The sequence below is a fragment of the Marinobacter sp. S6332 genome, from assembly GCF_023016045.1.
Lineage (GTDB): Bacteria > Pseudomonadota > Gammaproteobacteria > Pseudomonadales > Oleiphilaceae > Marinobacter.
Genome location: NZ_JALKAP010000012.1, coordinates 102,255 through 115,439, shown reverse-complemented (window position 1 = coordinate 115,439; position 13,185 = coordinate 102,255). Strand labels below are relative to the sequence as shown.

At 51.7% G+C, this 13,185-nt stretch carries 13 protein-coding genes; 7 read left to right on the top strand and 6 right to left on the bottom strand.

Going from position 1 to position 13,185, the window contains the following annotated elements:
- Positions 1–13 precede the first annotated feature (13 nt).
- Positions 14–664, top strand: coding sequence for a cupin domain-containing protein (locus MWU62_RS15915; protein WP_247115840.1), 651 nt, complete (start codon positions 14–16; stop codon positions 662–664).
- A gap of 7 nt (positions 665–671) precedes the next feature.
- Here the strand turns inward: MWU62_RS15915 and MWU62_RS15910 are convergent, their stop codons facing one another.
- From MWU62_RS15910 to MWU62_RS15895, 4 genes are read right to left on the bottom strand one after another with little or no spacing between them, the layout of a single operon-like run.
- Entirely contained in the window at positions 672–1,217 is a 546-nt protein-coding gene (locus MWU62_RS15910; RefSeq protein WP_247115806.1) for a lipocalin family protein, read from the bottom strand.
- 43 nt (positions 1,218–1,260) lie between these two features.
- Positions 1,261–2,439 (bottom strand): MFS transporter, encoded by a 1,179-nt coding sequence (locus tag MWU62_RS15905; protein WP_247115805.1) that lies wholly within the window; start codon positions 2,437–2,439, stop codon positions 1,261–1,263.
- Between the two features lie 3 nt (positions 2,440–2,442).
- Positions 2,443–3,270, bottom strand: a complete 828-nt coding sequence (locus MWU62_RS15900) for a protein-glutamate O-methyltransferase CheR (RefSeq protein WP_247115804.1) — start codon at positions 3,268–3,270, stop codon at positions 2,443–2,445.
- Between the two features lie 40 nt (positions 3,271–3,310).
- Positions 3,311–4,240, bottom strand: a complete 930-nt coding sequence (locus tag MWU62_RS15895) for a chemotaxis protein CheV (protein ID WP_247115803.1) — start codon at positions 4,238–4,240, stop codon at positions 3,311–3,313.
- 189 nt (positions 4,241–4,429) lie between these two features.
- Between MWU62_RS15895 and flgA the strand changes: the two genes are divergently transcribed.
- The 3 genes from flgA to MWU62_RS15880 all read left to right on the top strand — a co-directional run bounded on the left by flgA (position 4,430) and on the right by MWU62_RS15880 (position 6,140).
- Positions 4,430–5,131: a flagellar basal body P-ring formation chaperone FlgA gene (flgA, locus tag MWU62_RS15890; RefSeq protein WP_247115802.1), complete on the top strand. Its 702-nt coding sequence runs from the start codon at positions 4,430–4,432 to the stop codon at positions 5,129–5,131.
- A 204-nt stretch (positions 5,132–5,335) separates the two neighbouring features.
- Positions 5,336–5,662, top strand: a complete 327-nt coding sequence (gene flgM, locus MWU62_RS15885; RefSeq protein ID WP_247115801.1) for a flagellar biosynthesis anti-sigma factor FlgM — start codon at positions 5,336–5,338, stop codon at positions 5,660–5,662.
- 7 nt (positions 5,663–5,669) lie between these two features.
- On the top strand, positions 5,670–6,140 hold the full coding sequence (locus tag MWU62_RS15880) for a flagellar protein FlgN (RefSeq protein WP_247115800.1): 471 nt from the start codon (positions 5,670–5,672) through the stop codon (positions 6,138–6,140).
- 4 nt (positions 6,141–6,144) lie between these two features.
- On the opposite strand, the gene MWU62_RS15875 is transcribed toward MWU62_RS15880, so the two are convergent.
- Positions 6,145–6,867, bottom strand: a complete 723-nt coding sequence (locus MWU62_RS15875; RefSeq protein WP_247115799.1) for a pilus assembly protein PilB — start codon at positions 6,865–6,867, stop codon at positions 6,145–6,147.
- Positions 6,868–7,154: 287 nt separating this feature from the next.
- Here MWU62_RS15875 and MWU62_RS15870 point away from each other — a divergent pair, with 287 nt between their 5' ends.
- The 3 genes from MWU62_RS15870 (at position 7,155) to MWU62_RS15860 (ending at position 10,351) form a co-directional block, all read left to right on the top strand.
- Positions 7,155–7,697, top strand: a complete 543-nt coding sequence (locus MWU62_RS15870) for a peptidylprolyl isomerase (RefSeq protein WP_247115839.1) — start codon at positions 7,155–7,157, stop codon at positions 7,695–7,697.
- Between the two features lie 22 nt (positions 7,698–7,719).
- Positions 7,720–9,642, top strand: coding sequence for an FAD-dependent 5-carboxymethylaminomethyl-2-thiouridine(34) oxidoreductase MnmC (mnmC, locus tag MWU62_RS15865; RefSeq protein ID WP_247115798.1), 1,923 nt, complete (start codon positions 7,720–7,722; stop codon positions 9,640–9,642).
- A gap of 76 nt (positions 9,643–9,718) precedes the next feature.
- On the top strand, positions 9,719–10,351 hold the full coding sequence (locus MWU62_RS15860) for a CBS domain-containing protein (protein WP_247115797.1): 633 nt from the start codon (positions 9,719–9,721) through the stop codon (positions 10,349–10,351).
- A 15-nt stretch (positions 10,352–10,366) separates the two neighbouring features.
- On the opposite strand, the gene MWU62_RS15855 is transcribed toward MWU62_RS15860, so the two are convergent.
- Entirely contained in the window at positions 10,367–13,129 is a 2,763-nt protein-coding gene (locus MWU62_RS15855; protein ID WP_247115796.1) for a hypothetical protein, read from the bottom strand.
- Between the last annotated feature and the right edge of the window lie 56 nt (positions 13,130–13,185).

Genomic DNA, 13,185 nt, shown 5'->3' with positions numbered 1-13,185 from the left:
GTAGAGGCTCATGATGCTGAATATGGATTTTGACCAAAGGGTGGTCATCCGCACCAGCGAACAGGAATGGCTTCCCAGCCCAGCCAGCGGTGTCGCGCGAAAGCCTCTTGCCAGAGAGGATGCCGAGCGTGGGCACGCTACCAGTGTTGTTCGCTATGAGCCCGGCGCCTCGTTTAGCCGACACGAACACCCTCTTGGCGAGGAAATACTGGTTCTTGAGGGTGTGTTTTCAGATGAGACCGGAGACTATCCTGCTGGTACCTACTTGAGAAATCCGCCCGGAAGTGGGCACTCACCATTCAGTAAATCTGGCTGCACCCTGCTGGTAAAACTACACCAGTTCAGCGAACAAGATTCATCCGTTGTGCGGCTAGATACAAATAGCATCCCTTGGCTACCGGGAATTGGCGGCCTCAAAGTTATGCCGCTACATGAAATTGAGCATGAACATGTTGCTCTCGTTAAGTGGCCAGCCAATGAGAAATTTCAGCCCCACAGGCACTTTGGTGGAGAAGAAATATTCGTTCTTTCAGGCGAATTCTGTGACGAGCACGGGCGCTACCCTGAGGGCACTTGGATAAGAAGCCCCCACTTAAGCCAGCACCATCCGTTTGTAGATCAAGAGACCGTCATATGGGTAAAAACTGGCCACCTGCCCTTTTAACGGAGCTTTAGTTAACTGGACTATGGTCAACGATAACAAGCTCTTCAAGATCAAAGCCCGCACGTTGAGCCACGCTTTTAAATCGAACAATCTCGTCATCACTCACATCGGGTGTTCTTGAAAGAAACCACAAATAGTCACGGCTGTAACCGGTAATGAAAGCGTACTGATACTCGTCCGTGTCCAGCTCGAAAATCACATAAGATGCATAGAACGGGCCGAAAAATGACACTTTCAGATGCCCCGAGCTTTCGCTATCGACAAACACGGCTCTTCCCTCAGCGATGCTCCATTCTCCAGCCTTGGCATCGTACCCTTTGTTGGTTACTTTTATGCTCCCGTCATCCTGCAGCTCGTAGTCCGCAGTTACACGGCTAAGGCCCTCCTCGAATGAATGGTCCAGCCTTGCAATTTCGTACCACTTGCCTAAATATCGATCCGCATTCAACCCAGTCACTGGCTCAATACCCTTGGGCACGCCGGTGCAACCCGCCAACATCAACATACATGAAAGGGTGAAACATAAGCTCACCGTATTGCGGAAAAATACCATAAAGCGCGCCCTGTCAATGGCAATGTAAATATATGAAACACTGTTACCTTATTCTGACTTCTCTCCGAATCAGCCAAACAGCCATCAGTATTCCATGAACAATGACGAAGGGTATAGCAACCATCACTAATGAAGACCAGCCTAACCAGGAAAGAATAACGCCAGCCGATAAGGCGGCTGTGGCCTGAGAGCCAAACACAAATATATCGTTGAGGCCTTGTACCCTAAAGCGCTCAGCCTCTGTATAGCCACTTGGCAACAGGGTAGTGCCACCCACAAATAGGAAATTCCAGCCTACGCCCAACAGCAACAGAGCAGAGAGGTAATGATGGAAGCTAACACCGCTGGCAGCTAAAATTATGCAGCCAAGATAGGCCAAAAGCCCCACAGCCATCATCACCGGTATACCAATAACCCGGGTAAGCCAGCCACTAATGAGCGAAGGAAGATACATGGCCATTATGTGAAGCTGAATAACCCGCTTGGCCGCATCCAGATCATGACCGGCCATCTCAGTCATACTTAGGGGCGTTGCTGTCATGATGAAGCTCATAACTGCATAGCCGATTGCTGCCGAACTGATAGCCACCCATATGAGGGGGTTGGCAAGAATTTCCTTCAAAGGGCGACCACCGTCAGCGTGGGCCTCCCTCACCCTCTCGCTCCGAGCCCGGTAGCCTAGCCCTAGTATTATCAGTGCCGCCAACTGGACACCCGCAAGGCCCAGCCAACTTGCGAGAAACGGGTGCTCCGTACCCGCTTCGTTACCAAGCGTGGCAATCTCAGGCCCAAGCCAAGCAGCAACTAATCCGCCAAGCAGCACTCTTGCAGCGGCCGAGCCTGCCATATTATCAGGCACTGATTCCATGGCGGCAAAACGGTACTGATGTACCACTGCCAAACCCGATCCGCCTAAAACTGCGGCTGCGCAAAGCAGCGGGAATAGCGCAAGCCAAGACGCCAGAGCACCAAGCAAGCCTGCGAGCATGCCCATCGATGCGCCTAACAGCATTACCCGCTTACGCCCTAACCTTTCCATAAGCCAAGTGGCAGGCTTAATGGCAAGAACAGTGCCGACTACAACGAGACCCACGGGAAGAGTGGCGTATTCCGGTGCTGGAGCAAGCAAGCGTCCTTGAATACTGCCGATAAACACGATAAACGGCGCTGTGCACATGGCCAGCGCCTGAGCGGCAACCAGCACCCATACATTAAAGGGCATTGATTATTTTTTCCTGTAGATGATTCCCGGATGGCATTGGACCATTTCATAAAGATCCGGCAAGCCGTTCAGTGACTCCGAGGCACCTAAAATCAAATAGCCACCGGGATTAAGTGTTGCGTGAATACGAGTAAGAATGTCTTTTTTAAGCTCTGCAGAAAAATAAATCAGCACGTTGCGACACATGACTATGTCAAACTTGCCAAGCATGTAACGCTCAAGAAGATTCAGTTCCTTGAACTCCACCATGCTCTTAATCTGCGGACGAATCTGCCACCCGCCACTAGCGGAAGGCGTAAAAAATTGCTTCTGGCGCTCCGGCGACAGACCTCTTCCAATAGCAATCATCTCGTATTCACCACGCCGAGCAACCTCGAGTACGCTCCGCGAAATATCCGTTGCCGTTATCTTTACATCCCGAAGCTTGCCAGGTTTCTGGCGCCTGAACTCATCCACAATCATGCCAACCGAGTATGGTTCTTGTCCTGTGGAGCAGGCAGCTGACCAGATTCGTAAAGGAGGTGCTGGCGAGCGAGCCGCAAATTCAGGAAGCAGTTTTTCCTGAAGGATGCGAAACGGATGATTATCACGAAACCAGAGAGTTTCGTTCGTGGTCATCGCATCGATAACCACCTCCCTTAGGCTTCCCCTACCCGGCCGCTTAAGAAACTCAAGCAACTCCCCCAACGAGTTGAGGCTGTTCTCCTCCAGAATCCGCCGTAACCGACTTTTCACGAGGTATTGCTTGTTTTCGCCCAGCAAAATACCACACGCGTCCTGCAGGAACGACTTGAAGGCTTCATATTCCTGTGGCGTAATTTCCGCTTTCATTAGATCTCAGTTTTAAGTGGATTACCCAGCGAGTAAAATGTCAGTTCTGATCAATAATTTCCATGATTCGTTCGGCGAGTTCATCCGGGCTGAATTTCGCCATAAAATCATCTGCCCCTACCTTCTTGACCATCGCCTTGTTAAATACGCCGCTCAACGAGGTATGGAGCATAACAAAAAGGTCACTAAGGGCGGGATCGCCTTTGATTCGCGTAACCAGTGTGTACCCATCCATTTCGGGCATTTCCACGTCTGAAATAATCAGAGAGAAGTGATCGGTCGCTTTTGAGCCATCAGCCGTGATTTCTTTTAAGTATTCGTAAGCTTGTTTACCGTCATTTCGCATGACCACTTCCATACCGATCGCAGTGAGACACCTTTCGATCTGTCGGCGTGCTACTGCCGAGTCATCCACAACAAGGACCGGTAGGTGCCCTGGAACTCTCTCTGCACTCTTACTCAAAATTGCTTCAGTAACATCCTCACGAAGCGGAGCAACTTCCGAAAGAATTTTCTCTACATCGATGATCTCTGCAAGTTTGTCGTCAATTTTAGTAACAGCCGTAAGGTAAATATCCTTACCTGCGCCCTTAGGGGGTGGAAGGATATCCTCCCAGTTCATATTCAGGATACGGTCTACACCGGTTACCAGAAACCCCTGAGTTTTACGGTTGTATTCGGTAATGATAACGAAGCTGCTAGGCAGCTCTTCCTGAGGGATACCGGGCAGACCAATAGCCATGCCCAAATCAATAACCGGAATAGTCTCGCCTCGAGTATGCGCGACACCGCGCACTACAGCCCGGCTGTTCGGCATGGAAGACAGCTTGGGGCATTGCAGTACCTCTTTCACCTTAAAAACGTTGATGCCGTATATTTGGCGCCCGCGCAGGCGGAAAAGAAGAAGTTCAAGACGGTTCTGCCCGACCAGCTGCGTACGCTTGTTAACACTGTCTAATACGCCTGCCATCGAAGTCTCTCCTGATTGGCCGGAATTACCGGCACGCATTTTGCTGTAACTTATTGGTAAGTTATTGAGGCGACGTAATAACGTCATCCGCAAACGAATATGCTTGTTTAACGGCCAGATAGTCGCAAGCCTTAGGCATATTCGGTGAAATTTGACTTATTACTGACAGCATAGGACAAACCAGCACATATGCGCACCCAGCTTTTATTATGGATCTCACTCATATCGGCTCTGGCCAGCCCGGTGCTGGCGAAAACGACGGCAGACGAGATCCGTAAAGCAACGAGTTCATTCCTTGAAACTTTTGCCAAAGTTCAGGCAGACAAAGGTTATCAGGTGACTTATGAGGCTGGGAATATTGACAGCAGGCTGGCACTGGCTCCCTGCTCCTCTGCTCTTGAAGTTGAGTTCACAGGTGACCCCTGGAAAAGCGAGCACCCATCGGTTCAGGTGGCCTGCAGCGGCGAGCGCCCCTGGAGAATGTTTGTTACAACCACTGTTTCCGTAAATGGCCCTGCGCTCGTGGCGGCACGCCCTCTTGGTCGCGGTGAGCGCGTAACCAGTGACATGCTGCAAACCCGCTCCGTTGTGGTGAATGCTAGCCGGCGAGGGATTATCAACGACGCACAGTTGGTTCAAGGCATGGTTGTACGTCGGCCCGTCAATGCAGGCTCGGTGCTCACTCCCGATCTTCTGGAGGCGCCAGACGCCGTTGCCCGTGGCGATCATGTTATTATCACCGCCCGTCGAGGGTCCTTTTCCGTTCGCTCCCGAGGCAAGGCTTTAGCCAACGCGTCGATTGGGGAGCAAGTGCTAGTGGAAAATCTTGCTTCATCACGCACAGTGAAAGCCAGCGTGATTGCTCCAGGGCATGTTGAAGTGCCGATGTAACGCAAGTTCGCGGCATTTTTTTTCCGCTGGCAAAAAAGTGCCGCAACTTATGGCCTCCGATAACAACATTGAACTTTGTGAAGTAATGTTAACAAAAAATAGATATCTGCCCCTAAAGTATGTCGGCACCAAGCCGTTAAGTAGATATAAACCCGAGCCAGCCCACTAACTAAAGTGTGGCTTAACCGTAAAGCAGGTACTGATATGTCAGTTGACTTAAATGGAATTGGCCAAGGCCAGGTCAACACCCAGAGAACCACGGCCGACAAGTCCGTAGGCAACCAGAGCCCTAAGCAGGCTGTCCCAGATCAGACGGCTGCAAAAGCTCAGAGCGCACGCGGTGAAAACGTTAATTTGAGCAGTCAGGCCAGAAATCTTAAACAGCTTGAACAAAAGCTGGGAGATTACCCTGAAATGGACGATGAGCGGATTGAACAGATTCGTTCTGCGCTCGAAAACGGCACCTATAAAATCGATGCAGAAAAACTGGCCCAGAAAATGCTTGATATGGATAAAAGCATTTTTGGGTGAGTAAATTATGGCCGCAATCGATGATCTGAAGAACCTTCTCTTACTGGATATCCGCCAACTGGAAAAGCTGGCGGATACTCTAAAGAAAGAAAAAACCTGCCTTTCCGGCTCTGACACCAAAGTCCTTGAGGCGCTAACACGGGAAAAGAACGCCATTCTCGGAGATATTCGGGAGCGCGCAAAGCAGAAAATTCGCGTTTTAGTCGCAATGGGATTTCGGCCTGATAGCGGAGACCCTTCGCGCTTTATTCGTAGCGCAGGGCTTCATGAGGCTTACGCCCTGTGGCAGGAAGCCGATTTGAATCTCAAGGAATGTCATGCTCTTAACGAGAACAACGGGCGTATTATCAATCATCTTCAAAAGCGATTGACTCGCCTTACAGACATTTTCAGGGGCGCATCAGGCCAGCAAAAGCTCTATGGGGCCAAGGGCCAGCAAACAACCGTCTCCAGCAGAACGGTGCTCGCCAGCGCCTAACTATTTAGCGAGTATAGATAGTCATTCTGGAGTCCGGGTGGAAGCTAATATCCTGAATACTGATATTCCCCATGGACGGGCTTCCGCCGACCCGAATATTATCCATACGGATCTCTTCGATACGCTCAGGGAGGGCCATAGTTATTCTTCCGCCTTCACCCACTACATACCTTGGCTCTCCTTCACGGTAATGAACCCCGTTAATCGAAAAATCTGAATCAAGAAGATTCAGTACCGGAAAGAAGACATTCGCTGTGAGCTTCAGGCCTTCGATAACGTCTGGCTCAAGCAGCTGTTCCCCGTCCTTTTCGGAGCCGACAACCAGCCCTATTCGATCCAGCAGAGAATTGTTGCCCTGCCCCGTTACCGATGATAGTTCGTCCTCTGTCATCGGCGACATGCCCGCCGGATTAAAAAGCTCTCCGGCTTCTACTTCTTGTGCCGCGCTGGCATCGTTGCTCGCCGCAAATGAAACCAGTGGCTGAAAAGGAAGTGCTACCATGGTGACCATGGCCGCAGCGTTGCGATAGCGAGACTGGTGCTTCAATACCCGGTTGAGTTCCCTTTCGCTTACCCAACCTGCTGCAACGAACACCTCACCCAAACGTAGGCCGCTCTCACGCTGTAAGCTGAGACCTTCTTCAAGCTGATCCTCTGTTAGATAACCACGATTAACCAGTAGTCGCCCAAGCCGTGACTTTTCCTCAAACCCTTTATGGAATCTCACGAAGCTTCTCCCCTTTCAAACAGTGATTACCGTACAATCTGGCCCGATGAGTTAGATCAAGCTTAATTGCTACCAATAAAGATTAGTCGATACAAGTACATTCTACGACGGCAAGTGTCCCTAAAAATGTAATAGATTTGTTAAGATCGAGTGGACAATTGAGTCCATTTGATTATTACAGGTAACACACCTCCCGATAACACAATGAGAGCCCCGCAATGACAAATTCGGTAAATTCCCCAAGTAATGTGATGCAAGTCCTGCTAATGGTTATAGGTTTGTCATTTATGGCGTTTCAAGCTCACGCCCAAACCGTTGCGAATGAACAAAGTGAAGTATTGCCCAAGGTCCGCATTTTGACCAACGAGGGCGCAATTGAGCTACAGCTTCGCCCGGATGTTGCTCCCAAAACGGTAGAGAATTTTCTACAATATGCCCGCGACGGTTTTTTTGATGGCACGATTTTCCATCGTGTTATACCGGGGTTCATGGTTCAAGGCGGAGGGTTTACTGAGAACATGACCCGTAAGGATCCCCGTGCACCTATTAAGAACGAAGCCTCACAAACCCTGCCTAACTTGCGCGGCACCATCGCTATGGCCCGCACCAATGCGCCGGACTCAGCCACCTCGCAATTTTTTATAAACGTCGCAAACAACGATTTTCTGAACGCGGGTGTTCGCGGCGCGGGCTACGCAGTATTCGGCAAAGTGACGGCGGGAATGGGTGTAGCCGATAAGATTTCTGGTGTTAAAACCACTCGCGTGAGAGGAATGGCCGATGTGCCCGTAAAGCCAGTGATTATTGAAAGCATTACATTAATCGACTAATGCATAAATCTAGGCCGCCATTATGACACCCACCCCAAAACCACCAGCAGTTCAGCCAGCGGAGCTGCAGTGGCGCGATGGCGTACCGGAGTCAAAACATGGCGGCCCTTATTTGCTGCCTACAAAGGGTTTAGAAAGCCCCCTCAACGCACACATCAACCCAAATGATTTACCCACACGCTTTGCCGAAGTTTCGCAAGCTGGCTCCTTCGTTATTGCTGAGAACCGTTTTGGTGCAGGCCTGAACTTTCTGGCCGCGTGGCAAACATGGCAAATGTTTGGCCCATCACATGCAGCTACACTCCATTTTATATCCGCAGAGAGCTCTCCACTTAGCCCCAAAGATCTTGAGAATGTGCTTTCGAGTTGCCCTGAGTTTCACGATTTTTCAGAGCACCTGCTTGCCCATTACCCCCCACTGGTCACTGGCACCCATCGCCTTGTGTTAGCTGATGGCAGAGTTCGCCTGACCTTGTTCTTTGGGGATTTAAACACTGCTTGGGACGAGCTTTGCTTTTTGGCCGATGCGTGGTTTCTGCATGGAAATGTGCTGGCAACTCACCAAGAATCAGGTCGAGACGCCACCGTTAAACAGATCTGCCAACATAGTAAACCGGGCACCACTCTTTCCATAACAAGCATTGCGGATAACCATCGGCAAGTATTGGAAGCCGCCGGCTTTCGGCTGCTGCCATGCTCCAGTGCCGAGGACAGACCCGCTACGTTTTACAGCTATTTTGACTCCGCCAGCGACCCCAACACCGAGCCTGCAACACCCATTAAGCCAGTAACGTCTATCGCAGTCATTGGGGCTGGCATTGCGGGTTGTATGCTAGCAAACAACCTCGCACAAAGGGGCTATGACGTTACTCTTATTGATGCTGCACCCGAGGCCGGTTCAGCCGCCTCGGGCAATCTTCAAGGTGCCATGTACGTAAAACTCGGCGTGGAGTTTAACCACCAAACGCAACTTGCCCTCTCCGCTCTAACTTTCAGCCAGCATTACTACGATTCTTATGGTGGCCAATTTTGGCATCCTACAGGCCTATTGCAACTCGCTTGGAGCGACAGTGAGCGGGACCGACAACGCCGTTTCGTAGAGCGCAACCAATACCCAAGGGAGCTGTTACAGCCGGTTCCAAAAGAAGAAGCTGAAACTCTCACAGGTGCTCGCCTTGAGACCGGCGGGCTGTGGTTTCCCGGTAGTGGCTGGCTTGAGCCCGCAAAACTTTGCAAATCACTTGCCTCGAATTCCTGCGTTCACAAAGCAATGGGCTGCTCAGTAAGCAAATTGAGCACTTATGATGGTAAATGGCACCTTTCCACGACTAGCGCCAATAAACCGGAGCTTACTGCAGATCAGGTTGTGATATGTGCAGGTCACTTGAGCCCGCAACTCATTCCAAGCTCGAGCGCCTTTCGCTTCAAAGCTATTCGCGGCCAAGTCACTCACTTGCCAGAAGCTTTTGCAGCCAGTCCGCGGGCTGTTATCTGCGGAGCCCGCTACCTTAACCCAGCTCACAACCTTCAAGGCCAACAGTTAGGGGTTATTGGTGCCACTTTTGATCTCCATAGCGAGGAGCCAGAGACCACAACGGAAAGCCACCGGGAAAACATGTTGGCGCTATCGGCCATGGTACCGCAGATGCTGCAGGCAGACTTGGCAGAAGGTGACCTTCCAAAACAGCTTGCGGGCCGCGTCGGGTTTCGCTGCACTACCCACGACTATCAACCTGTTGCAGGGCAATACAGTGATGCTCAGGGACAAGAGATAGAAGGCCTATATCTTTTAACAGGCCTCGGCAGCAAGGGCTTAACTTACGCTCCCTTGCTAGCAGAATTCGTTGCAGACCAAATAACAGGCCAGCCCGCCGCGTTGCCAGAATCGCTTGCCAGACGATTGGCAACGCGACGCATGCATCAACCAAAGGTGGCTGTTTCGTAATCATTTTCTACTAATGGTCTGAGCTCTTGCGCCGATACGTTGTTAAATAGGTGTACTTTTTCAGAGGGAAGGACGAGTGTCTATTTTTGTCAGCGAGCCAGGCCGCCCAGTCGGAACAAGATTACCGGAGGTATTTCGGGGTCGGCGCGTGGGTGATGTCAGTGAACTGACGGAGAGCCAGCCCATCAATCCTGAACGCGGCGAAGCAACAGACGCCGAGTTTCAGATGGCGGCTCGCTCAGGCCGTCATCGCGCTCTCGAAGAGTACGGAGCTGCAGCGTCTGGAGAGCGAAAGGACCAACAGCCTTACTTGCCAGTGTCCAACATCTGTTCTCCGGCGCTCTACTCTTTGCCTGCTTCAGCTACCGTAGCCGAAGCCATTAACCTGATGGACGAACATGGCACGAATCATCTGGTGGTCACAGCCGATACACACGTTGCCGGGCTTGTTGCACAGCAATGGCTTCTCGCATGGCTTCACGAACATAAAACAGACGCTCTGGAACAGAGTCTCACTCACATCGAGTTACCAGCATTCCTAACCGCTTCCCCGGAAACTGATGCCCATCAGCTCGCTAGATTGATGCTCGCACACCAACTGAATGCCGCTTTGGTGGTTGATGCTCAGGGTGAGCCTACTGGTATAGTCACCAGCACCGATTATCTTCGCCTCTACGCCAGCGCCAGCGGCCAACAAGGTAGCGCTTGAAGGACCACCTCTAAACTAAAGGGTCAGCAACGCGCCTTCAGGGCTAAGTAGAAGTATCACCCAATTTCCACCCTTACGAGCCAGAGCCACAACCTCATCATCCCGATAATTGGCCAGTCGGACAATTTCTGAATCAGCGGCATCCCACTGGAAACGCCACTCATTGCGGAATACGGGAGTTTCTGCATCAGGGTCTGCCTCGGGTGTCAGTGACACTCGCGCGACGATAGCAGAACTGGCACCGCTGGCTCCGGCAGAGCCGGTAAAGTCACCGTCGGTGGCTCCTGCAGCTACCAAGTCGCCATAAAAGTCACTGAGTGCTGCGAACTGCTCGCTGGAGACATCATTTGCATCATTCAGATTAAACGACTGGACAATCCCCCCGCCTAAGGTATACGCCAAAACGAACCCACTCTGGCTGGAAAGAGGTAGACTTGTAAGAATCAGGGTTTCCTCTTCATCTGCATTATCATCTCCATCCTCGCTTTCTTCTTGGCGCTCCACAACGGTGTATTCATTGCTTCCATTACCAAGCAACCATAAGGTGCTGCCTTCTGTCACGCCACTGGTAATCCGTTCATCCGCCTCTGTACCACGCTGGCGCACGGTGAGGTCACTATCCGCGGATGCTGCTGTATAGAAATAGGCATCCACTCCACCCAACGCCGGCTCGCCTTTAACGGCACCTTGAGCAGAACCGAATAGTAAAGGGCTTGCTCCCAGCGCATTTGCACCAGCTACCCGGTCATCGGCAGAGGAACCCACTTGCCGTGTCCAAGCCACTGAAGGCGTAAAACCATTCCCTTCAGGCAAAGAGTCTATGCGCTGGAGAAAGCTATCGAAGCCACCCGCAGACGTTTGCCCCGGCCATTGGCCATTGGTTTCGCCAGCAATAACGATAAAGCCGCTTGCCGGGTTTATTCCTGCCGAACGGACCAAATCGTCGCCTTCGGTGCCGGTGCGGGCTGTCCAGGTTTCAACATACTCACCGCCATTGCTCGCCTCGTCATACCAGTACAGCGAAGAAACAACGTCGTTACCGCCAATCTCTGTAGTACCCCCCACAGAATTAGCTGTGCTGTAGGCCACCACAAGCTCAAAACGGATGGTTCGAACATTGTTTTTTGCCACTTCGCGTCTAGCTACACCTATGACCGGCGCCGGTGTCGACAGTTGATCCTCTTCGGAAGAGACATCGAGCTGCTGGAGCAAGGCACCCTTCTGATTAAAGACACGCACCTTTACCCTGTCATTGTCTGTGCGGTCATAACCCGCAACAAACATCTTACCCGCATGGCCCACTGCGATATCCGTCGGGACAAAGCCGCTTCCAGAACCGACAGCTAAGGGAGATGTCAGCTCATTGATGCTAACCCTGAGCATTTCATCGGCGTCTGCACGGGCATAGTTTTCCCGTCCGAGCTGATAGCTATTGTTCAGGCCCAACAGGATGAAACGATCATCAGGCTGGGCGTTGAAATAAGACCCGGCACCTGAACCGCCAATAACGACCGAAAAATTCACCTCATCGACACCTTCCTCAAATACCAGCTCATTTCCCGGCAGGTTGGTGCTGAATTCCGTACCCAATCGAGCGGATGAGCCCTCAGAGTGGAGCAATTTGGCGCGGATGGTTCCCTCACGGTCTCCCGTTAGACGCGCAACATACGTCTGTGCTGCGCCGACGTTGAGCGCATCCCGCGCTCCACCTTTCATGGTCTCTAGGCTGACCTTCGGCTCATTGTCATCAATGACTATCGCGGTTCGGACGCCTGCATTGGTCTCCCCGAGCGCAGCGATGCCACTTCTTACTTCGGTCAGGCTCAGTCGAGCCGCTTCTGAGGGCTCGGGGAATGTGTCATCCACAACTTCCAAACGAATGTAGCACTCGGTAATTCCCGGCTCGAAGGTGATAACCCCGCCGGTATAAACATCTGGATACTCGCCTGTAGTATCTGTTTCGTAGGTCAAGTAAGGAAGGTCTTCGAATGCAGAATTGCTGCCCAAAGCCACAATGTCTTGCCCGAGAATGGCATCACCTGTGTTGGTTCTGCCGTGTTCACAGCGCTGGTGCGGAGCGCTAAAGCCAGAATCGCAACTGGCGGCATCGAAATCCGACGTAAGCTCGAACGCGACCGCCACCCGGGTTACCGAAGGCTGATCTAGCAATACTTTTACAAAAACCGGACGCGTAGGCCGCGTAAGGTCACGTGTACCGTTGACTGCGCCGATTTCGTCATAGGTATTGACTGTAAAGCTATGTTCTCCCGACGTTTCTAGATCGGGCAGCTCACACCGTTCCCGGCGCGTGTCCGGAATTTCAGGTGATACTGATCCCTCGGTAAAGGTTTCGGCTTCCAACGATAAAGCGTTGTATTTGACCTCAATATCGAAGGGTTGCGAACCAGCCATCTGGCCGTCCGTGCCCACCAGCGTAATGTCCTCATAGTTGCCAAGATCAGCTTCGCCACGAGCGCCGCCGCTCAGACCGGGCACGCCACGCATAATAATGCCCTGTCGAGCCTTATTGCTGGTGTCTTCAAGGGCTAACCAGGAAGGATTATTGGTTAGGGAGTAGTCGAGTATGTCTTCTCCGCCGTAGGCACCAAAATTATAATAGTACTCAACACCCAGATAGGCGGTTCCCGGTGTAGCAGCCAAAATTGTTGGCTGATCGGGATCTTTCTCGGTTTTACAGCCTGAGGCAGTAAGGGCCAAAAGAAGAACAATGGTCAGCTTTTTGGTAATGACAGGGCGAGGAAACAACTCGGCGCGCATGGAAAAAATCCGTTTCAGAACATTGTTTTTATGGCAGTGCGTGGGTGCTGGCGTGA